Origin of the sequence: Trinickia violacea, assembly GCF_005280735.1 — a bacterium.
Classification (GTDB): Bacteria; Pseudomonadota; Gammaproteobacteria; order Burkholderiales; family Burkholderiaceae; genus Trinickia_A; species Trinickia_A violacea.
The window spans coordinates 1,538,726-1,563,613 of record NZ_CP040077.1; the positions used below are offsets into that span (position 1 = coordinate 1,538,726).

Here is a 24,888-nt window from a genome sequence, read left to right on the forward strand (position 1 = left end):
CCTGTCCTAAAGAGCGGATTCACTGCATCTGATGCGTAGTGGAAAGCGATGATGTGGCGTTGGCACGTGTAAAGCGCTCGACCGAAAACGCGCCAATGGGCGTTGCCGTGGCGCCGTCGGCAACGAGGTCCGCCAGGACTTCGCCGACGCCCGGCGCGAGCAGAAACCCGCCGCCGGAAAAACCGAAGGCATGCAACAAACGCGGCGTCGTGGAACTCGCGCCGATGATCGGATTGTCGTCGGGTGTCGCGCCTTCCACGCCGCTCCACGTGCGGATCACGAGCGCGTGTTCGAGCATCGGCAGCAATTGGCAGGCGTCGCGCATCACGGTGCGCGTGGTATCGGTGGACGGCTGACCGAATTCGCCGTTGCCGCTTCCGCGTCCGCCGCCGATCACGACATTGCCGCGCTCGACTTGCCGCGCGTAGATGCCGCCGCCGAACACGCCGAGGTTGTGCGTGATGAACAAGGGCAGCGGCTCGGTCACCCACATGTTCGGATAGATCGGCTCGAGCGGCACCGCTTCGCCGAACTGTGCCGCGAGCGTGTTGCCCCACGCGCCGGCCGTGTTGATGAGCCAGTCGGCGGTAAAGGACGCGTCGCGCGTGCGCAGCCGGAAACGTGCGCCGTCGAAAACGGCCTCGGTCAGCGCGGTGTTTTCGCGAATGTCGGCCCCGGCCTCGCGTGCCGCGCGCGCAAAAGCCGGCGACACGAGCCGCGGATTCGCGTGACCGTCCCGCGCGCACAGCGAGCCGCCGACGGCGCGCGAGCCCAGCCACGGATAGCGGCGATGGAACGTGTCGCCCGCCATCACCTGCAGCTCGAGTCCGTGCTCGCGCGCCATTTGCGCGTAGCGGTGGAGCCCGTCGAGATCGGCATCGCTGCGTGCCAGCCGCAAGTGTCCCGAGACGACGAATTCGCCGTCGCTGCCGATCAGCTCCGGCAAGCGGTCCCATACGCGGCGCGCGCGCAGCGCGAGCGGCAGTTGTTCGGCGGGACGTCCTTGGCAGCGCACGCCGCCGTAGTTCACGCCGCTTGCCTGCGCGCCGCAGAAGCGCCGCTCGAACAGCCCGACGCGCAAGCCGCGCTTCGCGAGATTGAGCGCCGCCGACGCGCCGACGAGACCGCCGCCCGCGATCGCCACGTCGTAATGCGTGCCGTCACTCATCGCGGGCCTCCTCGGCGATTTCGGGGACTGCGCCGGAATGCAGCGCGAGCGAGATCGGCACGGGCTTGATCGGCGCCTGCGCGCGCAGGCGGCCGACCGCTTCGAGCGGCCGCCCGGTTTCTTCCGCAAGCAGCAGCGCGGCGGCTTCGCCGCACATGCGTCCTTGGCAGCGTCCCATGCCGGCGCGCGTCAGCGCCTTCAGCCGATTGATTTCGGTGACGCCGTCGTTGCGGATGCACGCGCGCAACGCGCCTGCGTCGATTTCTTCGCAGCGGCACACGATCGTCTCATCGGGCCAAGGCGACGCGCAGGGCTCGCGCGGCGTGAACGCGGCGTCGAGTCCCGCGCGGAATGCCGCGATGCGTTGCATGCGGTGTGCGATCGCGGCGTCGCTTTCGCGGCCCGGCATACGCGGACGGGCAACGCCGAGATCGTCGATCAGCGCGAGCGCCGCGCGGCGTCCCGCGAGCTCCGCCGCATCGGCGCCGGCGATGCCCGCGCCGTCGCCCGCGAGATAAATCCCGGCCACCGAGCTGCGGCCCGCTTCATCGAGCGAGGGCAGCCATGTGCGGCTGCTCGAATCGAAGCGAAACGCGCAGCCGGCGAGATCGGCGAGCTGCGTTTCGGGACGCAAGCCGAAGCCGAGACCGACCGCATCGCAATCGATCGCGAGCGGCGCGCGTCCTTCTACACGTCCTTCTGCGCGCCATTCGATGCCGGTGACGCAGCGCTCGCCGCGAATGCGCACGAGCGTCGCGCCGCGCACCACGCGTATTCCTTGCGCGCGCAACCATCCGGCGTAGTAGAGCCCTTTGGCGAGCGTGGAAGGATCGCGAGCGAGGCGTGGCAGAGCGGCCGCCTGCTGAGCGAGCGAACTCGTATCGATCACCGCCGCGACCTGCGCGCCCGCCTTCGCGTATTGATACGCGACCAGATAGAGCAGGGGCCCCGTGCCCGCAAATACGACGCGCGTGCCGATCGCGCAGCCTTGCGCTTTCAAGGCGATCTGCGCGCCGCCGAGCGTATAGACGCCGGGCAGCGTCCAGCCGGGCAGCGGCAGTACGCGATCGGTCGCGCCGCCCGCGATGATGAGGTGCGAGAACGGCACGCTTTGCGCGCGCCCTGCATGAAGCGTATCGACGCGCTGCGCGCCGATGCTCCAGGCGAGCGTGTCCGGCCGGTAGTCGATGTGCGGCAGCAGCGCGGCCATGGCCGCATGCACGCCTTCGGCCTTGTTCGCTTCAAAGCCATACAGCGTTCGCTTCGAGCGCTTGAAGTCGCCCGTTGCCGGCGGCTGACGATAGATCTGGCCGCCCCAGCGCGCGTTCTCGTCGAGCACGATCGGCGCGAGCCCGGCGGCGACGAGTGTCTCGGCGGCGCGCACGCCGGCCGGACCGGCGCCGACGATCACGATGCGAGGGGTGTCGTTCGATGTGGTGCTCATCGGGCGGGCTCCGCTTCGGCATGCCGCAGAACATCCGGTGCGCGCGTGACGATCCGCATGCCGGCTTCAACGAGCGTCGAGCACGCGCGGATCCGCACACCGTCCTCCGTTCTCACCCAGCAGTCCTGACACGCGCCCATGAGGCAGAAACCGGCACGCGGCGCGCCGCTGAATTCGCTGTCGCGCACGCGCTTGCCGTCGAGCAGGATCGCGGTCAACACGGTGTCGCCCGCGAGCGCGCTGACGCTACGGCCATCGAGCACGAAAGCGACCGGCGCGCGGCCTTGCTCGGCAACGCGCACGAACTGCGGACCGTCGCCGCCGCTCGCATGCGAGCCGCGTTCGCCGTTGGCGTCGATATCGGGCGAGGTGTGTGCCATGAGGGACGAGGGGGAAGAGGAAGTCATCCGTGATGCCCGACCAGAATGCGGTTGAGGCCGTAGGCGCGGTCGATCAGCAGCATCGCACCGGCCGTGATGACGATCACGAGCGCGGAGACGGACGCCATCATCGGGTCGATCGATTCGGTCGCGTACATGTACATGCGCACCGGCAGCGTCACGGTTTGCGGCGACGTGACGAAGATCGACATCGTCAGCTCGTCGAAGCTGTTGATGAAGGCAAGGAGCCAGCCGCCGGTGATGCCGGGGATGATCATCGGCAGCGTGATGCGCTTGAACGTCGTCCACGGATCGGCGCCGAGCGAAGCGGCGGCGTGCTCGACGCTGCGTTCGAGCCCGGCCACCGACGCGAGCAAGAGCCGCATCATGAACGGCGTGACGATGATGATGTGCGCGATCGTGAGCCACACGAACGAGCCCGTGACGCCGATCAGCGCGAAGAAGCGCAGGAAGGCGATGCCGAGCACGAGGCTTGGAATCACGAGCGGCGAGAGCAGCAGGCCGTTCAGCATGCCGCGTCCTGGAAAATGCATCCGTCCGATCGCGAGCGCCGCGGGTAGCGCAATCGCAAGCGACAGCGTCGCCGACAGAAACGCGAGCTTTACGCTATTGAAAAACGCGCTGATGAAATCCGGATAGTCGAGAATCGCGCGGAACCAGCGCAGCGAGAAGCCGTGCGTGGGCAGCGTCAGGGTTTCGTCGGGCGTGAAGGCGACCAGTACGACGATCGCCAGCGGCGCGAGCACGAAAAGAATCACGAGCGTGTGAAAGACAAGCGCGATAGGGCCGTTTTTTCTCATTGCTTCAGTCCCCGCGCCGTTAGCCCATGCTGCGCTGATAGCGCCGTTCGAGCATGCGGTAGTACGTGAGCATGATCGCGAGATTGGCGATCAGGAGCAGCACCGCAATCGTCGCGCCGAGCGGCCAATTGAGCGAGCTCAGAAACTCGTCGTAGACGGCGGTGGCGGCAACCTTGAGACGGCGTCCGCCCAACAGGCCCGGAATGGCGAACGCGCTGGCGGAGAGACCGAACACCATCAAGCTGCCGGACAGGATGCCCGGCATCAATTGCGGCAGGACGATGCGGCGCAGCGCCGTCGCGGGTGACGCCATCAGCGACAGCGCCGCGTTCTCCGTCTGCGGGTCGAGCTTTTGCAGCGAGGTCCAGACGGGAATCACCATGAACGGCAGCATCACATGCACGAGCGCGATGACGATCGCGAATTTCGTGTATTCGAGCCGATAAGGACCAAGCCCGAACGCGCCGAGCGCCTGATTCACGAGGCCGTTCGTATTGAGCAGCATGCTCCAGCCGAACGCGCGCACCACGACCGATACCAAAAGCGGCGCAAGGATCGCGAGCAGAAAGAGCGAGCGCCACGGGTCGCGCATGCGGTAAAGCACATAAGCCTCGGGCGCACCGATCACGATGCACAGCAGCGTCGTCACGATCGCGATGCCGAACGTGCGCGCGAAAATCTCGTGGTAGTACGACGAGCCGAGCACGTGGGCGTAGTTGCCGAACTGGAACGCGGCGATCGGGCCGCTTTGCGGATCGAAGCGATAGAAGGTCAGGACGACCGTCATCGCGAGCGGCACGAGCACGAGCGTCGCGAACAGCACGAAGGCAGGGGCGCACAGCAGCCAGGCGGGCAGGAACGCATGCCACGGCGCTTTCGACGGCGAGGAGACGTTAGCGTTGGCGGCCGCCGCGCCGCTTAGCGTGCTGGTCGTGCTAGTGGGCATGGCGGGCATCCTCGTCGATGAAGCGCACGGCATCGCTCGTCCAGTCGACGCCGACCGCATCGCCTTCCGCGAACGGCTCGCCGCCTTCGTTCTGGCAGCACACGAGCATGTCGCCGAGCTTGCTGTCGACGCGGTAGAGCCATTGACTGCCGAGGAAGAAGCGGCTCGCTACGCGCGCGGCGAGACGGCCTGCATCGGGCGCGCACAGGCGCAGCTTTTCCGGGCGGATGCAGAGCGTGACAGCGTCGCCGAGGCCAAGCCGGCGCTCGGGGCGCTCGGCTCGTTGCGTAGACGAGGCATCGCGCGTCTCGATCAGATCGTGGCCGAGGTCGATGCGGATTTGATCGTCGGCGGCATGCACGACCACGCCCGGCAGCATGTTCGCCTTGCCGAGAAACTGGGAGACGAATTGCGTTTGCGGACGTTCATACGCACGGTAGGGCGTATCGACTTGCGTGATGCGGCCGGCCTCCATCACGACGACGCGGTCGCTGATCGACAGCGCCTCCGCCTGATCGTGCGTGACCATCACCGTCGTGGTGCCGACCTTGCGCTGGATCGCACGCAGCTCGAACTGCATGTCCTCGCGCAGCTTCGCGTCGAGATTCGACATCGGTTCGTCGAGCAGCAGCACCGGCGGCTCGATGACGAGCGCGCGAGCGAGCGCGACGCGCTGCCGCTGTCCGCCCGACAGCTCGCGCGGAAAGCGCTCGCCGAGCTTGTCGAGACGCACGAGGCCGAGCGCTTCGCGAATCCGCCCGGCGCGCTCCGCTTTGGCGACGCCGCGCATTTCGAGCCCGAAGCTCACGTTTTCGGCGACCGTCATGTGCGGAAACAGCGCGTAGCTCTGGAACACGACGCCGAGCCCGCGCTGGTTCGGCTTCACGTGCGTGATGTCGCGGCCGTCGAGCGCGATGCGCCCGCGCGTCACGTCGATGAATCCCGCGATCATCTGCAGCGTCGTCGTCTTGCCGCATCCGGACGGGCCGAGCAGCGAGACGAACTCGCCTTTTTCCACGGAGAGATTGAGATCGGAGACGGCGTGCAGGTTGCCGTAGGACTTCGAGAGATCGGTGAGCGTGAGGAACGACATGGTCTGGCCTCTGAGTGCGGCGGCGGACGACTGCCGGTGAAGCGACTCTAGCCAGCCAAATTACGCAGCGTCAATTTCAAATTCCGTTCAATGGGATAAAAATTCAAAAAATTCCGTTTGGCGGAATAAAAGTGATGCCGTGGCGATCCTTATTCCGTTGCTATGGTTTGCCGGGAAGGCCGTAAAAATAGGGGTAAATGCGGATAAGCGGCTGCCGTGCGGGTTTGCGCGCGAGGATTATCGGCGGTTAAAAAATTCTATATGATTCCGTCCAATGGAATAAGGCCACGAGAAAAGCGATGAACTCTGCCGATGATCAATTGAAGCCCGCGCCCGGCGCATTGCAACGTGCGTTCACGATCATCCGTGCGCTCGCGCATGCGCCGGCCGAAGGCGCGCGCGTGACCCGCATCGCGAAGGAGGCCGGGCTCACGCAGGCAACCGCGCACCGCATCCTGCAATCGCTCGCGGACGAAGGCATCGTCGAGCAAGACGGCAACTCGAAGCTCTATCGCCTCGGCATCGATTTTTTTGCGCTGGCAGCGCAAGCGAGCAATCCGAGCGGCCTGCGCACGCTCTGCCGTCCGGCGATGCTGCGGCTGTGCGCGAGCCTCGGCGATACGATCTTCCTGCTTGTGCGAAGCGGGTTCGACGCCGTCTGCCTCGATATGTGCGAAGGCCCGTTCCCGATTCGCTCGTTCACCGGCGATATCGGCGGACGCGTCGCGCTCGGTGTCGGGCAAGGCAGTCTCGCGATCCTCGCGTTCCTGCCCGAAGCGGAGCGCGAAGAGATCATTCACTTCAACGTGCCGCGTCTGCGCGGCTATGGCGTGCTCGACGAGGTGTATCTGCGTACCGAGATCGAGCGCGTGCGGCAGGTCGGTTACGCGGGCAGCAATAGCGGCGTGCTGGAGGGGATGGCGGGCGCGGCGGTGCCGATTCTGGACCGCTCGGGTGTCGCCGTCGCGGCGTTGAGCGTCGGCACGCTGGCGAGCCGTTTGACGCCGGAACGCCTGCCGACGGTCGTCGAATTGCTCAAGCGCCAAGCCGATGCGATCGGGCCGCGAACCAATCCGTTCGACGTCGCGTTGCGCCGCACGGCGCAACGCCCGCCCATTGCGCCTATCGCTCCCATTGCGCCCAACGGCGACGGGATCGGGCGATGACCGCAGACGCTTACCGCTCGGTGACGTTCGCCGTCTTGTCGTCCCTGCCGATCAGCGGCTGCAGTGCCGGCGCGAGCGATTTGAGCAGTTGCACCGCGAGCGCGCTCGTATAGTCGTAGCGCGCCGCATATGGCTCGTGCACGTATGCGGTCAGCGTGCCGTAGAAGTGCTGGCCGATCTCGAACACGAACGTCGCCGTGCGGTTGACCTTGCGCGATTCGATCAGCCGGTGTCCCGGTGCATACACTTCGAAGCGCTGATCGCCGGTGCCGGTCTTGCCGTACACGTCGAGCGTCTTGCCGTCGGAAAGCGGCATGCCGTTGGCGAGGCGCTTGGCCGTGCCGCCGGTCACGACGTCGCGCAACAACCCCTGCACGATGCCGACGATTTCCGGCGACAGCACCGGATCGGTCGGTTGGCTCGCATGCTCGAAGTGCGTTTCGTACGGCGTGCCGGTCGCGAAGTCGAGCGAGCTGATGCTCTCGGTGGGCAGCATCTTGCCGCCGCTTCCGATGATGCCGATCAGCTTCGCGAGCGCCGCCGGCCGGTCGCCCGATGCACCGATGGCCGCGGCGAACGACGGCGTGAGCGTCTCGAACGGATAGCCGAGCGCGCGCCACGACTGGCCGATCCGCTGATATGCCTGCAGCTCGACCATGTGCCGGATGCGGCGATCCTGCGTCAAGTGATAGCGCGTCTTGTAGAGCCACTTATAGGTATAGAAACGCACGTCGCGGCTCGCGTCCTGCACTTGCGCCTCGGTCGCCTTCGGATGCTCGCGCAGATAATTCACGGTCCACAGTTCGAGCGGATGCACCTTCGCGATATAGCCGCGGTCGTTGAGGTTGAATTTATCGATGCCGTATTTCTCGTAGAGCCGCGAGAGATCGTAAATGTCGAGCGACGCATCCGGTGTGCCCTTGAGCGCGGTTCGCATCTGCGCGCTGAACCACGTGATCGATGCGTCGGGCGCCACGCTGCGCAGCACCGTCGCGACTCGCTTGCCCGACCTGTGCACGTGCCCGAGCAGCGTGTCGAGCGCGTCGTCGGGCGATTTGCCCGCATAGCGCGTGTAGAAGCGGTGCAGATAGACCTTGCTTTCCCGATCGACGAATTGCGCGAGATACGCCTGGCGCACCGTGGGGTCGGCATACCAGCTCGCCGACGGCCCCGCGGCCTGGATCATTTCGTAGTGGACGATGTCGCGCATCAGCCGCACGAACACGAGGTTCACCGAGTGCTGGAACGCGCGGTGCACGGTGAGGATCTGGCTGTTGTCGGAGGCTTCGAAGTTCGTGAAGGTCTGCTCGCCGCCGCCCGTGTAGAACATTTCTCCGGCGCTAGCCGAATACTTGCGCTCGATCGCTGCATTGAGCATCGCCGATAGCGAATGATCGGGCGTATGCAGCAGATAGTCGACGGCCCATTTGGTCAGCCCGTCGAGCGGATCGGGCTGGACCTGCTTCAATTCGGCGTTGCTCATCGACGCATAGCGCGCGTGCAGATCGCTGACGATCTGCAGATACGTGATCAGCGTGCGGAGCTTGGCGGTCGAGCCGAGATTCAAGCGCGCGCCCTGGTTGATGTCGAACGGCTCGTTCACGCTGTCCGTCTGCACGCGCACGAGATTCTCGCCGTTGCGCCGCTCGAACAGCGTGAAGCTGAACGTGATCTTCGACGGGTCGTCGCCGGGGCGCAGCATCTCGAAGCCGTAGAGCCCCGCAGCTTGCGCGCCGTCCTTGGTCGCGGCCAGCGCGAGACGTTCGCTGATGGCCTGCTGCACCGCGTTGTCGAGCGTCGCGCGGGCGGTGAGGTCGAGCCGGTCGAGATCGTAGAAGCTCTTCACGCCGAGCGTGCTCAATAGATGCGCGCGCAACGACGTGACCGCTTTGCGCTCGATAAAGGAATCGGGAGGCGGCAGCGTCGTCTTGCGCTTGAGCTCGAGATGCGCGGCGAGCGCGGCGTCGCGCAGCGGCGCCGAGATCACGCCGTTGGCCGCGAGCACGCGCAGATAGCTGTCGGTCAGAGGCTCGAGCGCGGAGCCGCCGGGGCGCAGGAAGGACGACGGTGCGCGTTGCGCGACGAGCAGCGAGAGCACCTGCTTGAACGCGAGCGCTTGCGCGTCGAGCGCGCCGGGCGCGATCGGGCCATTGCCGGTTTCGGCGTCGGTGTCGGCGAGAGTCCGGTTGATCTCGTCGAAATCGCGTCCGTACCAGGCGGCGAGACCGTCGCCGAGCCCTTCGATTTCGCCGATGCCGGGCTGCGCCGCAAGCGGCTCGGTGTTCAGGTAGTGCACGAGAATCGCTTTGCGCGCGGGCAGCGTTTCGGGGCCGTCGAGGTAAGCGAGCACCGACGCGGAAGCGATCTGGCGCAGTTTCTCGGGCGGCGTCGCGGTACGGCCGTTGGGCGAATGGCGGAATTTTTCGATCTGCGTGGCGAGCGTGCTGCCGCCCGGCGCCGCCTGATGGCGGTCGACGAGCCGCACGGCCTGGTCCATCAGCGCGCGCGAGAAGCGCCCCCAGTCGATCGCCGGGTTGCGGTAGGGCGCGCCGGGGTCGAGCAGATAGCGGTCTTCGATGAAGGTCAGCGCGTCGATGACGAGCGGCGGAATTTGCTCGAAGTTGTCGTAGGTGCGGATCGGATAGCGCGCGCTATAAAGCGGCGCGCCTGTTGCGTCGAATAGCTGGAGGCCGGCGCGGTCCTTCTCGTCATAGGGAAGATAGAGACCGCGGCTGGCGAGATCGAGCATCGACTTCGAATCGCGCGCTTGGTTCGTGATCGCGAAGCCGCGCTCGGTGAGACGCGCAATGAAGCTGGGCAGCTCCGCGTAGCCGAGCCGCACGTCGTAGGGGCCGCCTGCGGGGAAGTGGATGCTGTCGCTCGGGCCGTCCTCCAACGAGTAGGTCAGGTTGCGCGCGAGGTCGGACAGGTAGCGCGCCTGCAGCCGCGACGTTTCGATTTCGATGTCGGCGAAATGCGCCGCGATCCCGATGACCACTGCTGCGATGAGCAGCAGCAGCCACTTCACGCGCCGGCCAAGCGGCATCGTGGCGATGGCGCGGAACGGCAAGCGAGGCAATCGAGCGAGAGGGCGGTTCATGGCGGCATCCCCGACGAGCCACGGTGCCGGGCTTGGAGGCGGCGGGACTGCGGCGCGGGGCCGTGCGCGGCGGATTCTCTGGCGAGAAACCGGTGCTCGCACCCTCGCGCGACGTGTTTTCCGGCGCGCCCAGCACTCTACATCTTAAGTTTAATCATGCTGGATCGCGCTTGCAGCAGATGTGGGCAAGCACACGTAGCGCGGGTGAGACAAATGCTAGAAAACCAGGGTTTTCCGGCAAAGTTTGGCCCCTTCCAGGCGGCGCCGGCTACTGCGCCGGTAATGTTTGCCGTCGCGCAATTGCGACACGCCGCGATCTCCGCGCTGCACCGCCACGGCAAGGCGAATCGGCCCGCGTGCGAACGATGAGCATGCTGGGCAATTTTCATCTGTGCGCAAAGAAACGCTGCAACTGTCAGAACTAGCAGTTGTAGCCGGCTTTTTCGGTGGGTGAAATCTAAGGCTACAGCCGCGAACTCGAACGCGCCTCAAACGCGTTCCGGCAAACGGCTCCGAAAGCCGCCGGCGATGCCGCCCGTGCGCATATCAATCGGATGTTTGCCATTCAAAACGGGGGAGAGCGTCAATGGAGCTGAAAGCACATTCATTCGCGCGCAGCCATCATTCGTGCTGGACCGACGATCTGCAGGCCGACGCGTACGCGGGCGAAGTCGCATGCGACGCCGCCGAGGACGCGCTGACGCACGGCGGCGTCTATCCGCTCGAGCTGATGCAGCAGGCGCTCGGCGCGTACGACCGCGCCGCGCTGGCCGTGTTGCGGCGCCATCGCGAGCTGCGCGTCGAGACGCTGCCGGTCGTGCCGTCGCGAATGTCGGGCGGCGATTCGACGGGCGGCGCTCCGCTACTGTCGCTCTATATCAACGCGCACGGACGCCTGCATATCCGGCCGGCTTCGCAAGACAAAATCGATTGCGGCGGCGACGCTTGGATCAGCGTCGGCCAAGTGGCGGCCGGCGCGCCGGTGATGGCGGAAATCGACGGCGTGCATGCCGCGTGGCGGCGCAGCGAAGCCCAGTACTTCGTGCAGGTCCGCGCGGCGATCGAACGCTTGTTTAGCGAGGGCGGATTGCAGCGCGCGCTGGAGCAGGTGATCGATCAGATCGACTACATCGACTCGCTGTGCTTCTACATCGGCGACCGCTACGTGACGCTGATCGACGAAGACGGCCGCCCGGGCTTCCTGTACGCGCTGCGTGAACAGCCCTACGCGCGCTGGACCGACGACGAAGTGCTGATCGTCGCGGCGCTGCACGTGCTCGTCCGCTCGGGACGCGCCTCGTGCTTCGACGAATTCAACGGCGCGCTCCTCACCGCGCGCGATCTGATCGGGCGCATCGAGCACTACTCGCTCGGCGATGCGCGCGAAAGCCACGACCGTACGGTATTCGAAAGCCTGGACTTGTTCGAGCGCGTCGCGAAGATCCGCGCGCTCAAACGTTTCTGATCTCGCAATTTCCCTTCTCCAGCCGGCGGCGCAGCACGTGCGCTACGTAACGCCGTCGGCATCCCCGCCATGTCGACGCCCGTGCTGCTCGTCTTGAGCCGATAATGTGCGAACCGTCGCAACGTTCGCGATGCACACTCAACCGGAGACAGATGATGATTCAGCACGCACTGTTCGCTCGCTTTGAGGCCAAGCCCGGCAAGGAAGCCGAAGTGGAAGCGTTTTTGCAGAAAGGGCTGGAAATGGCGAATCGGGAACACACCACGCCGATCTGGTTTGCGCTGAAATTGTCCGATCAGGTGTTTGGCGTGTTCGACGCATTCCACAACGAGGCCGACCGTCAGGCGCATCTCGACGGCGAAATCGCGAAGGCACTGATGGCCAATGCCGAGACACTGTTTGTGGCGCCGCCTGCGATCGCGAAGATCGAGGTTCTCGGGATGAAGAACACGCTATGAGCATCCGCATCGTCCAACTCGGGACGCCCCGCGCGGCCGACGAGGGCACGCGTATCGGCACGGTGCGGCGGCCGCCGCGCGGCGTGCCGAAGACGGAGTTCGCGAAGCGCGATTACTACGACGTGTGGCTGCCGATGCTGTCGCCGAGTGCCGAACTCATGGCGCAAGGCAAGGAGGTGTCGAGCGATGTGCAGTGGAATGCGTTCGCCCGGAAATTCCGCGCGGAAATGAACGATAGCGATGCGAGCAAAGTGCTCGATTTGCTCGCGGTGCTTTCGCAAGGCACGCATTTTTCGATCGGCTGCTATTGCGATGACGAAAGCCGTTGCCATCGCGGGATACTGCGGCAGTTGCTGACGGAGCGGGGCGCTGCTTTGCGCGAATGAGCCAGATCGTATGAGTCGAGTCGTCCGGCGAGGGCCGGATGGTTTGGGTCGTTGCAGCTAAGAAGCTAAGAAGGCGGTGCTCGCGCGCCGCCTTCAAGACGTCTTTAAGTCAGTGGCTGTGGCACACCGTCTGCAAATCGTCGGAAACGGCGCCGAGAATTTCCTTCGACAAAGCCGCGTCGCTGACCGCGCGCGACAACACCATCGCGCCGACGAGTTCGGCCATCGTCGCAATCGCCGTGCGGCGCGTATCGGCCGCTTCGGCGCCGGCGTCGCCGGGCAGCAACGACTCGAGCGATTCGATCATCGACGTCACGCCGTCGGCGAAGCACTGGCGGATCTCGGGGCCTTCGCGCGCGGCGTCGCTGGCGAGCGCGGCGAGCATGCAGCCTTCGCCGGGGCTGTCGCGGTGGCGCTCGGACAGGTAGTGGCCGATGAACGTCGCGAGCGCGCTGTCGGGATGGCTTTGCCCTTGTTCGCGCCACTTCTCGACCGTGCGCGCCATCGACGCTTCGCTCGCCTTCGCGGCGAGGTCTTCTTTCGACGCGAAGTGGCGATAGAAGCCGCCGTGCGTCATCCCGGCGCCGTTCATGATGTCGGCGACGCCGACGCCATCGAACCCTTTCTCGCGAAACATCTTGCTCGCGACTTCGAGAATGCGTTCGCGATTCTCCAGAAACTGCTCTCGGGACACTTTCATCGTCTGGCTCCCTGCTGTTGACATTTTAGATTGTACAAAACATCATTGGAAAATTCGATGTTTGTCGTCATCTATCAGGTGATTTTGTCATGGATATGGACACCCCGACCCTCGTTTCGAACGAACTCGACGGGCTCGCGCAGCTGCGTCAATTGATGGCGTCTGGAAAGAAGCCAGGGATATTGGTGTCGCTGGGTTTCGATTTCGTCGAATGCGACGTCGGCAAGGCCGTTTTCGCGGGCAAGCCGGGCGATCACGCCTATAACCCGATCGGCACGATTCATGGCGGCTACGCGGCGACGCTGCTCGATTCGGCGTGCGGCTGCGCCGTGCATTCGTGTCTATCGGCGACGCAGGCTTATACGACGCTCGAATTGAAGGTGGCCTATCACAAGGCGATGACGCGCGACACACGGGTGGTGAGAGCGGAAGGGCGCGTGCTGTCGATCGGGCGGCGCGCGGCTTTTGCGGAGGCGCGGCTCGTCGACGATGGCGGGAAGCTGTACGCGTCGGCGACGTCGACGCTCATGGTGTTCGAGCGTTAGCCGCTTAGCCGCAGAAGGCGCTGCCGGAGAGCAGGAAGAGCAGCGCGGCGGGCGACAGGTAGCCCGCGAAGCACAGCGTGACGATCGCGAGTCCCAGCAGTGCGAGTGCGGTCGCGATCAGCGCTCGGCGCAACGGTGGCGCGAGGTTCATCGAGATGGGCTGCGCGCGTCTCATGCGGGTTGTGCCAGGGGATGATCGAGGCGCGCGACGCGCTCGTCGTCGATCGGCAAGTGAAGCAGGCCCGCGACGATGCCCAGTGCGATCGCGCCGTACCAGAGCGCATCGTAGGCATGGGTCGCGTCATAGACGATGCCGCCGAGCCACACGCCCAGGAAGCTCCCCAGTTGATGGCCGAAGAACACGAAGCCGAACAGCGTCGCGATATAGCGCACGCCGAACACTTGCGACACGAGTCCGTTCGTCAGCGGCACCGTACCGAGCCAGATCAAGCCCATCAGAAACGAGAACACGTAGACGCTTGCGGGCGTGAGAGGCGCAAGAAAGAACGCCGCCATCGCCGCCGAGCGAATGAAGTAGATCGCCGAGAGCACATACTTGCGGCGCAGAAAGTCACCGAGATAGCCGCACAGGTAGGTGCCGATCACGTTGGCGAGCGCGATCAGCGCGAGCGCCGCGCTCGCGTTGCGGGCGCTCAAGCCCTTGTCGAGCAGATACGAGGGCATGTGCGCAGCGATAAACGCGAGCTGGAAACCGCATGCGAAAAAACCGAAGTTGAGCAGCCAGAAGCCGCGATGCGAGAGCGCTTCGCGAATCGCGGCACCGATCGATTGGGTCGACGCCTCGCCGGACAGGCGGCTCGCAGGACCCACAGGACGATCGCGCAGCCACGCAGACAGGGGCGCGAGCACGACCATGACGACCGCGAGCACGATGAGGGTCGAGACCCAGCCGATGCCGCTCATCAACGTTTGCACGAACGGCACGGTGCAGAACTGCCCAAGGCCGCCGATCGCGCCCGCGACGCCCAGCGCCCAACTGCGGCGCTCCGCGGGAAAGAGCCGGGACAGCGCGCCGTAGACGGCGCCGAACGCCGAGCCCGACAGCCCGATGCCGACCAGCACGCCGGTGCCGAGCGTATAGACGCCCGGCGTACCCGCATAGGCCATCACGACGAGGCCGAGCGCGTAGACCAGGAGACCGGCGAGGATCACCCTCGCGGAGCCGAAACGGTCGGCGATCATGCCGGTGAACGGCTGCGCGACGCCCCACAGCAGGTTCTGCAGCGCGAGCGCAAGACCGAACGTTTCGCGCGACCAGCCGTGGTCGATCGTCACCGGCGTCAGAAAGAGGCCCTGCACGTGCCGCACGCCCAAGGCGGCGCCCATCACCACGCCGCCGGCAATCACCAAGGGCCAGCGCTTGTGCCAAACGTCGTGTTGTCCGCTCACTTGATCTCCTCGCCGTATTGCCGGTACATGCCGGCGCATCCCATGCCGGCCATTAGAGGCCGGCGCGCGGCGCGCTTCAATCAATGCTTTGGGCGCATTCGCATGCATGCCGTGCATGCGAGAGAGGTGACGCTAGCGTTCGGCTTGCTCGGACAGGACGCGGCTCACGATCGCCTCGACCGCGCGCGCCTCCGCTTCGATCCATTCGACGACATCGAGCACGTCCTGGCGCGGCGGCGTCTCGGCTTGAGTTTCGGCTTGATACTCTGCCCGATAGAGCCAGTACCCGTAGGCCGTCGTGCGGCTCGCGGTGCCGTCGGCGAGCGCGACGAGCCGCCCCTGCGCGAGCAGCGGCTCGATCAGCGCGATGCGGCCGAGCGCAATGCCCTGACCGGCGAGCGCCGCCTGGATGACCTGATCGTATTGGTTGAAGCGCAGCATGCCGAGCGGCCGCGCGTCGGCGAGCCCCATCGCGGCGAGCTGGTCGGCCCAGCGCAGGAGCGGCCGGCGCGGCCCCTCGAATTCGAGCAGCACGTGCCGGCCGATCGTGGCCTCGTCGTCGAGCCGTGCGAGTCCGAGCGACGGATGGGCCACCGGCACGACCGCTTCCTCGAAGAGCCGCACCGCGCCGGGCGGCGCACTCGCCGCCGAGCAATAGCGGATGCCGAGGTCGATGCCTTCGGCGCGCAAGTCGAGATTTCTGTCGTTGGCCGCGACACGCAGGTCGATGTTGGGGTAGCGTTGCTGAAACCGGTTGAGGCGCGGCAGCAGCCAGAGGCCCGTCACGCCGATGCTCGCCGTGATCGTGACCGGCAGCCGCTCTTGCTGCTGGCTCAGAATCTCGAAGACTTCCTGCAGTTGCTGGACGGCGGCATCGGCGGTGCGAAAGAGGCGCTCGCCCTCGGGCGTGAACGAGATCGACCGGTAGCCGCGATGAAAGAGCGCGACGCCGAGCAGGTCCTCGAGCGCACGGACCTGTCGGCTTAGCGCGGATTGCGTGAGGCACAGATCCTCGGCCGCGAGCGTGATGCTCATGCGCCGGCCCACGGCGACGAAGCCGCGGATCAGATCGAGCGGCGCGAGCCGCAGCAAAGGCGTTGGCATGCGTGGTCCTCATGCGAGAGATGCGAGAAGGTTGGTTGAGCCGGGCGCTCGAGTCAAGTGCAATATCGAATCGTGCAGGTGTGGCGCGGATGCGCTGCGATTTGCCGAATGTGCGGAGGGAATGCAGCAATGAGGGAGGAAAGGGAGTCGATGACGGCATCAATCACACTCGCACCCGAGCCCGAACCGATCGCGCTGACAGCGGCCGACGGTTGCCCGATCAACGGCTTCGTCTGGCGCCATCGCACGCGCGAGGTGAGAGGGGGCGTAGGCGCGCAGCACGGCACGGCCGTGGCCGCGCGGCCCGTGGTCATCGTCAACGCGGCGACCTCGGTGCGCTGCCGCTACTACTTCCGATTTGCGGCCTTCCTGTACCGGCACGGATACGACGCGATCGTCTACGACTACCGCGGCATCGGCGAATCACGCCCGAAAACGCTGCGTGGCTTTCGCGCGTCGTGGCTCGAGTGGGGCCAGCTCGATTTCGAAGCGGTGCTGCAATACGCGTCGCGTGAATTCGCGGGCCAGCCCATCGACGTCGTCGCGCACAGCATCGGCGGTTTCGTCCTCGGGCTCGCGCCGTCGAACGCGATGATCCGGCGCGTCGTCACGATGGGTGCGCAGTACGCGCATTGGCGCGACTATGCCCCGGCGCACAAGCGCGCGATGCTGTGGCGCTGGCACGTGTTGATGCCGATGCTCGCCGCGCTCGTGGGCTATGTGCCCGCGAAGCGGCTTGGCTGGATGGAGGACACGCCCAAGGGCGTGGCGCAATCGTGGAGCCGCAGCAAGGCGCGTTTCGAGGAGACCTACCGGCGCGGCGCATTCGCGCGCAGCGATGCGGAGCGCGCCCGTCTCGTCGAGCAATTCGCGGCGGTGCGCGCGCCGCTCCTCGCAATCAGCGTCACCGACGACGAGTTCGGCACCGTCCCCGCCGTCGAGCGCCTGCTCGGCTATTTCACCGGCAGCGCGCTCACGCATCTGCGCATCGCGCCGTTGCAGATCGGCCATCCGGCAATCGGGCATTTCGCGTTCTTTCACAGCCGCTTCGAAGACCACTTGTGGTGGATCGCGCTGGCGTGGCTGAAGACGGGCGCATTGCCGCAGGACGCGCCGGGCAGCGTTGTGTTCGAGCGGGATCGTCCGCTACCCGATGGTGCGGCGGAGCCTGAGAAAACGGCGAGTTTGGGCTGATGGCGCGAGTGCCGGAAAACGCGTGGGTGTAGCGCGCTTTAGGAAGGATTCACATCCGATTTAGTGGACTTGCCCGCTGATGGGGGCACCGGCTCACCCTCCATCGCACGGCTCTCCGTTGCGCCGTCCAGCATCGTCCGGTTGCGTCCCTCGGCTTTCGCCGCATAGAGCGCGGCGTCGGCGGCATCGATGAGCGAGCGCAGATCGGCGAAATTGCGATGTTCGGTGCTCGCCACGCCGATGCTGACTGTCAGCACCTGATGCGTGCTGGACACGTGCCGCATGCCGAGCGCCTGCACGGACTCGCGCATGCTTTCCGCCACGAGCCGCGCGCCCTCGAGGCTCGTCGCCGGCAGCAGCACGACGAACTCTTCGCCGCCGTAGCGCGCGGCGTGATCGGCGGGGCGCCGCAAACCGTGTCTGATGCAGCGCGCGACCGCCATCAGCGCGTCGTCGCCGGCGGCGTGCCCGTACAGATCGTTGAAGCCCTTGAAGTGATCGACGTCGATCAAGAGCGCCGACAGCGGCTGCCCGCCGCGCCGCGCGAGACGCCATTCCTTCGGTCCGACTTCGTCGAGTGCGCGGCGGTTGCCGAGGCTCGTCAAGCCGTCGGTGCGCGCGAGCATCCGCAGCTCGGCCTCGACGGCGGTGCGGCGCCGCAATTGCTGCGAGAACAGCACCGCGAACCAGATGATGAGCACGTCGAGCATCGCGACGATCGACCCGAAGATCCACGCGCGGTGCCGCCAATTCGCGTACATGTCGTCGGTCGAGAGCGCGACGTCGTAGATCAACGGGAAGCGCGTGACGTGGCTGAACGCGTACCAGCGCTCGACGCCGTCGATCGCCGCCGTGCCGTAGAACGAACCGCTGGGTGCCTGCGTGAAGCGCGTGTAATTGGCGGTGTGGAGGAGGCTGCGCCCGATGATGTTCGGGTCGTACGGGCGGCGCATCAGCATCGTGCCGTCGGCGAGCATCAGCGCCATCGAGCCGTGCGGCCCGAGCTTCATGCCGTCGAAGAGATCATGGAAATAGTCGAGCCGCAGCGTGCCGACCACGATGCCCGCGAAGCTGCCGTCCGGATTCGACAGCCGGCGGCTCAGGGCGATGCTCGGGCTCTTGCTCGACAGATGCGGAATGAACGGGCGGCTCACGTAGAGGCCCGCATTCGGCGAATCGCGATGCACCTTGAAGTAGTCGCGGTCGGCGACGCTGATCTTGCGCGGCGACTCCGATCGCGAGTCGTAGATCGGGTTGCCGTTCACGTCGATGACGAGGATGGAGCCCAGGTGCGTCGCCATCGCCGAGCCGTCGAACAGCACCGCTTGCCGTATGGGGGGAGGCAGCTTGTCGAGGCCCGGCTGCTTGAGCCCGTTGATGACGGCTTGCAGCGACAGATCGTAGATCTCGAGATTGCGCGCCGTATCGCGCTCGACGAGCAGGAGCAGATTGGTCGCGGCGTCCTGCGCGCGTTGCGCCGCATCCTGCCGCATCTGCAGCAGCACCGAGACGCAGATCGCGAGCACAATCGCCGCCAGCGCGACGCTGAGCGCGACGAGCAGGCCCGGGCGGCGCGTCAGCATCTCGGCGGCGCCGGGCGAGCGGCGCAAGGAAAGTGAGGCTCCAGTTTCATCGGACGATTATTAGTGCGATTGTTGCCGACGAGCGGCATCTGCGAGCGCGATCAGGCGGGGTTCGCAGGCACTGCGAAGCTCGGAAAGTATAGCGGCGAAGCGAGCGTTTGAAAGCCGCGAAAAAGCGCGGGTTTTACCGGAGGGGCAACGTTTTGCCGGTGTCGGTCCGGCAGCGTAACGCGCGGGGAGGGGCGGGGAGGTGCTGGGAAATGCCGGGGGGCACCGCTCCCGCCCGCAGCGGTTGATCGCGCGCCGCGGGTCCGGTGCCTCGCCGGGCGGGGCCGCTCGCAGCGAGGCAGGCTTCGCCAGCCTGCCTCCGCTGCCGGCGGCCGCGTCAGGACTGTGTTTCTTTCAGTTCCTCCGAAGGCGTGATGGTCGTCCGTACCGCTTCTGCAAAACGCGTGAGCGCCGCCAGCGAACCGCTGACGCTCACGTATTCCTCGCGCCCGATTTTTCCGTCGAGCAGGACGGCCATGCCAGACTCCTTCGCCAATTCAATGATGTTCACTTGCGGTTCTCCGTGCGTATTGCCCGTGCTTATCGCTTAAGGCTCACGCTTTGTCGCGGTTGTCGTTCAAGGCGGCCGGATCGGTCCGGTCTCTTGCTTCTTCGAGCGGCCCGTGGTCGAGGCAGGCGGCTCACCTCGACTAAAGCATTGGCTATGCCCGTTTTAGCTTTTTTGCGCCGGTACTGCTTGCTGGCGCCGCCGCCCGCGGGACAGGCGAAACGGCGCGATTCCGGTGCGCCGGCACGTCCATTCTGGTGCGTTGCGCGCGCTTTCCTGGGGCGGACGGGGTAAGGGTTATCACGGACCGTGGAGTTCTTTCAAAACCCGGGTGCGGCAGCGTTTTCGCCGGCGGCGGATAGGGGCTGCGCAGACGATGTGTCTATACAAGTCGGTCGGCCGCACGAATTGTCCTATCTAATGCCTGCGCGGCGGCATCGAATTTGCTGCAAAGCAGAAGAGGAGGGATTCCCAAGAGCCGAGAACGCCGCGATTGCACTAATGGAAAGCCCTGATCCGGAAATCGCAAAAACAAGTTGTATAGACAAGATCGGGGCGCTAGACTGCCTCCACGTTTTCGATATCACAGGACCTTCCAACCCATGTTGACTCTCACGCCCGGCCACCTGACCCTCCCCCAGCTGCGCCAAATCGCCCGCCGTCCTGTGAAGCTCCAGCTCGATCCGAAGAGCTTCGCAGCCATCGACGCCTGCGCCAAGGCCGTCGCCGATATCGCCGCGAAAGGCGAACCCGCCTACGGCATCAATACCGGCTTCGGACGCCTCGCCAGCACGCATATCCCGCACGACCAGCTCGAGCTGCTGCAGCGCAATCTCGTGCTGTCGCACGCGGTCGGCGTCGGCGAACCGATGTCGGCGCCGGTCGTGCGCCTCTTGATCGCCCTCAAGGTGTCGAGCCTCGGCCGCGGCCACTCGGGCATCCGCCGCGAAGTCATCGACGCGCTCATCACGCTCTTCAATCATGACGTGCTGCCGGTGATTCCCGTCAAGGGCTCGGTCGGGGCGTCGGGCGACCTGGCGCCGCTCGCGCATATGTCGGCGGTGCTGCTCGGCATCGGCGAAGTGTTCATCCGCGGCGAGCGCGCCAGCGCCACCGAAGGCCTCTCGGCCGCCGGCCTCGCGCCGCTCACGCTGCAAGCGAAGGAGGGCCTCGCGCTGCTGAACGGCACGCAGGCTTCGGCCGCGCTAGCGCTCCACAACATGTTCGCGATCGAAGACCTGTACCGCACCGGCCTCGTGGCGGGCGCGCTGTCGGTCGATGCGGCCGCGGGCTCGGTCAAGCCGTTCGACGCGCGCATCCACGAACTGCGCGGCCACCCAGGCCAGATCGACGCGGCCGCGGCCTACCGCACGCTGCTCGACGGCTCCGGCATCAACCTCTCGCACCGCGACTGCGGCAAGGTGCAGGACCCGTACAGCCTGCGCTGCCAGCCGCAGGTGATGGGCGCGTGTCTCGACCAGATGCGCCACGCGGCCGACGTGCTGCTCATCGAAGCGAACGCGGTCTCCGACAACCCGCTGATCTTCCCGGACACCGGTGAAGTGCTCTCGGGCGGCAACTTCCATGCGGAGCCCGTCGCGTTCGCCGCCGACAACCTCGCGCTGGCCGCCGCCGAAATCGGCGCGCTCGCGGAACGCCGCATCGCCTTGCTGATCGACGCGACGCTGTCGGGCCTGCCGCCGTTTCTCGTCAAGGATGGCGGCGTCAACTCCGGCTTCATGATTGCGCACGTGACGGCCGCCGCGCTCGCTTCGGAAAACAAGACGCTCGCGCATCCGGCTTCGGTCGATTCGCTGCCGACTTCCGCGAATCAGGAAGACCACGTGTCGATGGCGACGTTCGCTGCGCGCAAGCTCGCCGACATCGCCGAGAACACCGCGAACATCCTCGCGATCGAATTGCTCGCCGCCGCGCAAGGCGTGGACCTGCGCGGGCCGAACAAGACGAGCGGGGCGCTGCAGCGCGTGATGGACACCGTGCGCGAAGCCGTGCCGCACTACGAGCTCGACCACTACTTCGCACCGGACATCGCGGCGATCGCGAAGCTGGTGCAACGCGGCACGATCGCGTCGCACAGCCCGTTCTCGTTTGTATCCGAACAGCACTGAGCGAACCGCACTAAGGCACGCAACCAAGGCACGCAACCAAGGCACGCAGGCCGAACCAAGACGAACGAAGCCGAACCCCACAAGGCACCCGCATGAACGCTCCCGCATACCTGGAAATCAAGAACTTCATCCTCGCGCGCATCCATGCGGGCGAGTGGGCGGAGGGCGACCAGGTGCCATCGGAGAACGAGCTCGCGCGCGACTTCAAGGTGGCGCGCATGACGGTCAACCGCGCGTTGCGCGAGCTGACCTCGGAGCAGGTGCTCACGCGCGTGCAGGGCGCCGGCACGTTCGTCGCCCGGCCGAAGTACGAATCGACGCTCGTGGCGATCCGCAGCATCTCGGACGAGATCGTCGCGCGCGGCCATCGTCATCACGCGAGCGTGCTGCACCTCGGCGCGACGATCGCCGACGACACGCTCGCCGACGAAATGCAGGTGAGCGCGGGCAGCCCGGTGTTCCATTCACGCGTGCTGCACTTCGAAAACGACGAGCCGGTGCAGCTCGAAGAACGCTGGGTCAACCCGGCGGTGGCGCCCGAATACGCGCTGCAGGACTTTGCGCTGACCACGCCGAACCAGTACCTCGTGCGCGTCGCGCCGTTGCAGCGCGTCGAGTACCGGATCGAAGCCGCAGTGCCCGAGGACGACACGCGCAAGCATCTGACGATGAGCGACACCGAGCCGTGCCTGATGCTGCATCGGCGCACGTGGTCGCAGGGCGTGGTCGCCTCGGTGGCCAATCTCTGGCACCCCGGCACCCGCTATCGCTTCACCGGACATTTCTGAACCGAATCCCTTTGCCATTGCGAGGTCGTCCGCACGGTCCCTCGCCAACCCGACGAACCCGACGAAACTGAAGAGAGCCGACATGAACAATCCGAAGCACATCGACCCGCGCCTGGACCCGACCCGCACGATCCGCGCGCCGCGCGGCACCGAAAAGAGCTGCAAGAGCTGGCTGACCGAGGCGGCGTTCCGGATGATCCAGAACAACCTCGATCCCGAAGTCGCCGAGCATCCGCATGCGCTCGTCGTGTACGGCGGCATCGGGCGCGCGGCGCGCAACTGGGATTGCTTCGATCAGATCCTCGCCTCGCTCAAGGACTTGAACGACGACGAGACGCTCCTGATTCAATCGGGCAAGCCGGTCGGCGTGTTCCGCACGCATGCCGACGCGCCGCGCGTGCTGCTGGCGAACTCGAATCTCGTGCCGCATTGGGCGACCTGGGAGCACTTCCACGAGCTCGACCGCAAGGGCCTCATGATGTACGGCCAGATGACGGCGGGCAGCTGGATCTACATCGGCAGCCAGGGCATCGTGCAGGGCACCTATGAGACGTTCTTCTCGGTCGCGAACCAGCACTTCAACGGCGACCCGCAGGGCCGCTGGATTCTGACGGGCGGCTTGGGCGGCATGGGCGGCGCCCAGCCGCTCGCGGCGACGATGGCGGGCTTCTCGATGATCGCGGTTGAATGCGACGAGACGCGCATCGATTTCCGCTTGAAGACGCGCTACGTCGACAAGAAGGCGAAGACGCTCGACGAAGCGCTAGCGATGATCGAAGAGGCGAAGCAGAGCGGCAAGCCGGTGTCGGTGGGCCTCCTCGGCAACGCGGCCGACGTGTTCGCCGAATGCGTCGCGCGCGGCATCACGCCCGATTGCGTGACGGACCAGACGAGCGCGCACGATCCGATCCACGGCTACCTGCCGCAAGGCTGGAACGTCGAGCAATGGCGCGAGCGCCAGAAGGTCGATCCGCAGAGCATCGTGCAGCCCGCGAAGCAATCGATGGCCAAGCAAGTCGAAGCGATGCTCGAGCTGCAAAAGCGCGGCGCGGCGACGCTCGATTACGGCAACAACATCCGCCAGATGGCGCTCGAAATGGGCGTGAAGAACGCGTTCGATTTCCCGGGCTTCGTGCCGGCGTATATCCGTCCGCTGTTCTGCGAAGGCAAGGGCCCGTTCCGCTGGGTCGCGCTGTCGGGCGATCCCGAGGACATCTACAAGACCGATGCGAAGGTCAAGGAACTGATCCCCGACGATCCGCATCTGCACAACTGGCTCGACATGGCGCGCGAACGCATCGCGTTCCAGGGCCTGCCCGCGCGCATTTGCTGGGTCGGCGTGAAGGACCGCTATCGCCTGGGCCTCGCGTTCAACGAGATGGTCAAGAACGGCGAGCTGAAGGCGCCGGTCGTGATCGGGCGCGATCACCTCGATACGGGTTCGGTCGCGAGCCCGAACCGCGAGACCGAATCGATGAAGGACGGCTCGGATGCCGTCAGCGACTGGCCGCTGCTCAACGCGCTCTTGAACACCGCGGGCGGCGCGACGTGGGTGTCGCTGCACCACGGCGGCGGCGTCGGGATGGGCTTCTCGCAGCACTCGGGCGTCGTGATCGTCTGCGACGGCACGGACGCCGCCGCGCGCCGCGTCGAACGCGTGCTGTTCAACGATCCGGCCACGGGCGTGATGCGCCACGCGGACGCCGGCTACGAGCTCGCGCAGCAGACCGCGCGCGAAGCCGGCCTCAAGCTGCCGATGCTGGGGCGCTGAACATGGCCTCCGGCGCGGGTGAGGGAACGACACAGCCGCAGCAGGGGCACGAAGGGCGCGCGGGTGCGGTCACGCTCTTGCGCGCGGCCGATCTCGTCGCGTCGCGCTGGAAGAACGGCGGGGGCGTGACGCGCGAGATCGCCGCGTATCCGTGGGGCTCGGACCTCGATACGTTCGTGTGGCGCGTGAGCGTCGCGGACGTCGAGCAGCCGGGACCGTTCTCGCGTTTTCCGGGCATCGACCGCACGCTCGTCCTGCTCTCGGGCAACGGCATGCTGCTCGACGAGCGCGGCGGCATCACGTACTCGCTGATGAAGCCGCTCGACGCCGCGCACTTCAACGGCGAGACGGCAATCGACGCGAGCCTCGTCGACGGCCCGACGCGCGACTTCAACCTGATGCTGCGGCGCGGCCGCGTGCGAGGGTTGATCGACGTGTGGCGCGGCCAGGCGGAGCACACGCTCGACGCGGACGTGATGCTGCTCTTCTGCGCGAGCGGGACGTTCGACGTCGCGCTGGGCGTGGAGGCTTCCGGCGCCGGCGCGCCGGTCACGCTCGGCGAGACCGATACGCTGTGCATCGAAGCGCCTCGCGCGCTGTCGTGCGCGGTGTCCGGCTCGGGCGTGATGCTCGCCGTGTACATCCGCTACGTGTGAGCAGGCCTTGGCCTGCTTCAAGCCC

23 protein-coding genes are annotated in these 24,888 nt (G+C 66.1%); 10 read left to right on the top strand and 13 right to left on the bottom strand.

Annotated features, from left to right (window positions below; translation table 11 throughout):
• Positions 1 to 19 precede the first annotated feature (19 nt).
• Genes FAZ95_RS07045 through FAZ95_RS07070 form a run of 6 tightly spaced genes read right to left on the bottom strand, consistent with a single transcriptional unit; the run spans position 20 to position 5,852 of the window.
• Positions 20 to 1,168 carry an NAD(P)/FAD-dependent oxidoreductase gene (locus FAZ95_RS07045; RefSeq protein WP_137331791.1) on the bottom strand — a complete coding sequence of 383 codons (1,149 nt, stop codon included), beginning with the start codon at positions 1,166 to 1,168 and terminating at the stop codon, positions 20 to 22.
• A complete protein-coding gene (locus tag FAZ95_RS07050; protein ID WP_137331792.1) occupies positions 1,161 to 2,612 on the bottom strand; it encodes an FAD/NAD(P)-dependent oxidoreductase in 1,452 nt (483 codons plus the stop codon). The genes FAZ95_RS07045 and FAZ95_RS07050 overlap by 8 nt, the downstream gene beginning before the upstream one ends.
• Positions 2,609 to 2,992 (bottom strand): (2Fe-2S)-binding protein, encoded by a 384-nt coding sequence (locus FAZ95_RS07055; protein WP_137331793.1) that lies wholly within the window; start codon positions 2,990 to 2,992, stop codon positions 2,609 to 2,611. Before FAZ95_RS07055 ends, FAZ95_RS07050 begins: the two co-directional genes overlap by 4 nt.
• A 23-nt stretch (positions 2,993 to 3,015) precedes the next feature.
• Entirely contained in the window at positions 3,016 to 3,813 is a 798-nt protein-coding gene (locus FAZ95_RS07060; protein WP_137331794.1) for an ABC transporter permease, read from the bottom strand.
• Between the two features lie 19 nt (positions 3,814 to 3,832).
• A complete protein-coding gene (locus FAZ95_RS07065) occupies positions 3,833 to 4,759 on the bottom strand; it encodes an ABC transporter permease (RefSeq protein ID WP_137331795.1) in 927 nt (308 codons plus the stop codon).
• The gene (locus FAZ95_RS07070; protein ID WP_137331796.1) at positions 4,749 to 5,852 is read right to left on the bottom strand and encodes an ABC transporter ATP-binding protein; all 1,104 of its coding nucleotides are present in this window, start codon (positions 5,850 to 5,852) and stop codon (positions 4,749 to 4,751) included. The genes FAZ95_RS07065 and FAZ95_RS07070 overlap by 11 nt, the downstream gene beginning before the upstream one ends.
• A gap of 299 nt (positions 5,853 to 6,151) precedes the next feature.
• On the opposite strand from FAZ95_RS07070, the gene FAZ95_RS07075 reads away from it, so the two are divergent.
• Positions 6,152 to 7,018, top strand: a complete 867-nt coding sequence (locus FAZ95_RS07075; protein WP_137331797.1) for an IclR family transcriptional regulator — start codon at positions 6,152 to 6,154, stop codon at positions 7,016 to 7,018.
• A gap of 10 nt (positions 7,019 to 7,028) precedes the next feature.
• Here FAZ95_RS07075 and FAZ95_RS07080 read toward each other — a convergent pair whose 3' ends face one another.
• Positions 7,029 to 10,118 (bottom strand): transglycosylase domain-containing protein, encoded by a 3,090-nt coding sequence (locus FAZ95_RS07080; protein ID WP_137331798.1) that lies wholly within the window; start codon positions 10,116 to 10,118, stop codon positions 7,029 to 7,031.
• Positions 10,119 to 10,704: 586 nt separating this feature from the next.
• On the opposite strand from FAZ95_RS07080, the gene FAZ95_RS07085 reads away from it, so the two are divergent.
• The 3 genes from FAZ95_RS07085 (at position 10,705) to FAZ95_RS07095 (ending at position 12,427) form a co-directional block, all read left to right on the top strand.
• On the top strand, positions 10,705 to 11,583 hold the full coding sequence (locus FAZ95_RS07085) for a hypothetical protein (protein ID WP_137331799.1): 879 nt from the start codon (positions 10,705 to 10,707) through the stop codon (positions 11,581 to 11,583).
• 155 nt (positions 11,584 to 11,738) lie between these two features.
• The gene (locus FAZ95_RS07090; protein ID WP_137334455.1) at positions 11,739 to 12,041 is read left to right on the top strand and encodes a putative quinol monooxygenase; all 303 of its coding nucleotides are present in this window, start codon (positions 11,739 to 11,741) and stop codon (positions 12,039 to 12,041) included.
• The gene (locus FAZ95_RS07095; RefSeq protein ID WP_137331800.1) at positions 12,038 to 12,427 is read left to right on the top strand and encodes a DUF488 domain-containing protein; all 390 of its coding nucleotides are present in this window, start codon (positions 12,038 to 12,040) and stop codon (positions 12,425 to 12,427) included. Before FAZ95_RS07090 ends, FAZ95_RS07095 begins: the two co-directional genes overlap by 4 nt.
• A gap of 109 nt (positions 12,428 to 12,536) precedes the next feature.
• Here the strand turns inward: FAZ95_RS07095 and FAZ95_RS07100 are convergent, their stop codons facing one another.
• On the bottom strand, positions 12,537 to 13,127 hold the full coding sequence (locus FAZ95_RS07100) for a TetR/AcrR family transcriptional regulator (RefSeq protein WP_137331801.1): 591 nt from the start codon (positions 13,125 to 13,127) through the stop codon (positions 12,537 to 12,539).
• Between the two features lie 89 nt (positions 13,128 to 13,216).
• Here FAZ95_RS07100 and FAZ95_RS07105 point away from each other — a divergent pair, with 89 nt between their 5' ends.
• On the top strand, positions 13,217 to 13,672 hold the full coding sequence (locus FAZ95_RS07105; protein ID WP_254699830.1) for a PaaI family thioesterase: 456 nt from the start codon (positions 13,217 to 13,219) through the stop codon (positions 13,670 to 13,672).
• A 4-nt stretch (positions 13,673 to 13,676) separates the two neighbouring features.
• On the opposite strand, the gene FAZ95_RS39215 is transcribed toward FAZ95_RS07105, so the two are convergent.
• The 3 genes from FAZ95_RS39215 to FAZ95_RS07115 form a co-directional block, all read right to left on the bottom strand.
• The gene (locus tag FAZ95_RS39215) at positions 13,677 to 13,847 is read right to left on the bottom strand and encodes a hypothetical protein (protein ID WP_175425535.1); all 171 of its coding nucleotides are present in this window, start codon (positions 13,845 to 13,847) and stop codon (positions 13,677 to 13,679) included.
• Positions 13,844 to 15,082: an MFS transporter gene (locus tag FAZ95_RS07110; RefSeq protein WP_254699831.1), complete on the bottom strand. Its 1,239-nt coding sequence runs from the start codon at positions 15,080 to 15,082 to the stop codon at positions 13,844 to 13,846. The genes FAZ95_RS39215 and FAZ95_RS07110 overlap by 4 nt, the downstream gene beginning before the upstream one ends.
• A 132-nt stretch (positions 15,083 to 15,214) precedes the next feature.
• A complete protein-coding gene (locus FAZ95_RS07115; protein ID WP_137331803.1) occupies positions 15,215 to 16,186 on the bottom strand; it encodes a LysR substrate-binding domain-containing protein in 972 nt (323 codons plus the stop codon).
• A gap of 150 nt (positions 16,187 to 16,336) precedes the next feature.
• On the opposite strand from FAZ95_RS07115, the gene FAZ95_RS07120 reads away from it, so the two are divergent.
• Entirely contained in the window at positions 16,337 to 17,380 is a 1,044-nt protein-coding gene (locus FAZ95_RS07120; protein ID WP_137331804.1) for an alpha/beta hydrolase family protein, read from the top strand.
• A gap of 38 nt (positions 17,381 to 17,418) precedes the next feature.
• On the opposite strand, the gene FAZ95_RS07125 is transcribed toward FAZ95_RS07120, so the two are convergent.
• Both FAZ95_RS07125 and FAZ95_RS39220 read right to left on the bottom strand, forming a co-directional pair.
• Positions 17,419 to 18,963 (bottom strand): sensor domain-containing diguanylate cyclase, encoded by a 1,545-nt coding sequence (locus FAZ95_RS07125; RefSeq protein WP_137334457.1) that lies wholly within the window; start codon positions 18,961 to 18,963, stop codon positions 17,419 to 17,421.
• A 385-nt stretch (positions 18,964 to 19,348) separates the two neighbouring features.
• On the bottom strand, positions 19,349 to 19,522 hold the full coding sequence (locus FAZ95_RS39220; protein ID WP_175425536.1) for a hypothetical protein: 174 nt from the start codon (positions 19,520 to 19,522) through the stop codon (positions 19,349 to 19,351).
• Positions 19,523 to 20,121: 599 nt separating this feature from the next.
• Here FAZ95_RS39220 and hutH point away from each other — a divergent pair.
• The 4 genes from hutH (at position 20,122) to FAZ95_RS07145 (ending at position 24,863) form a co-directional block, all read left to right on the top strand.
• Positions 20,122 to 21,648, top strand: a complete 1,527-nt coding sequence (gene hutH, locus FAZ95_RS07130) for a histidine ammonia-lyase (RefSeq protein WP_137331805.1) — start codon at positions 20,122 to 20,124, stop codon at positions 21,646 to 21,648.
• Between the two features lie 92 nt (positions 21,649 to 21,740).
• Positions 21,741 to 22,436 carry a histidine utilization transcriptional repressor HutC gene (hutC, locus tag FAZ95_RS07135; protein ID WP_137331806.1) on the top strand — a complete coding sequence of 232 codons (696 nt, stop codon included), beginning with the start codon at positions 21,741 to 21,743 and terminating at the stop codon, positions 22,434 to 22,436.
• A gap of 82 nt (positions 22,437 to 22,518) precedes the next feature.
• Complete coding sequence (gene hutU / locus FAZ95_RS07140; RefSeq protein WP_137331807.1) at positions 22,519 to 24,207, top strand: urocanate hydratase; 1,689 nt, start codon at positions 22,519 to 22,521, stop codon at positions 24,205 to 24,207.
• Between the two features lie 2 nt (positions 24,208 to 24,209).
• The gene (locus tag FAZ95_RS07145) at positions 24,210 to 24,863 is read left to right on the top strand and encodes a HutD/Ves family protein (protein ID WP_137331808.1); all 654 of its coding nucleotides are present in this window, start codon (positions 24,210 to 24,212) and stop codon (positions 24,861 to 24,863) included.
• Positions 24,864 to 24,888: the final 25 nt, after the last annotated feature.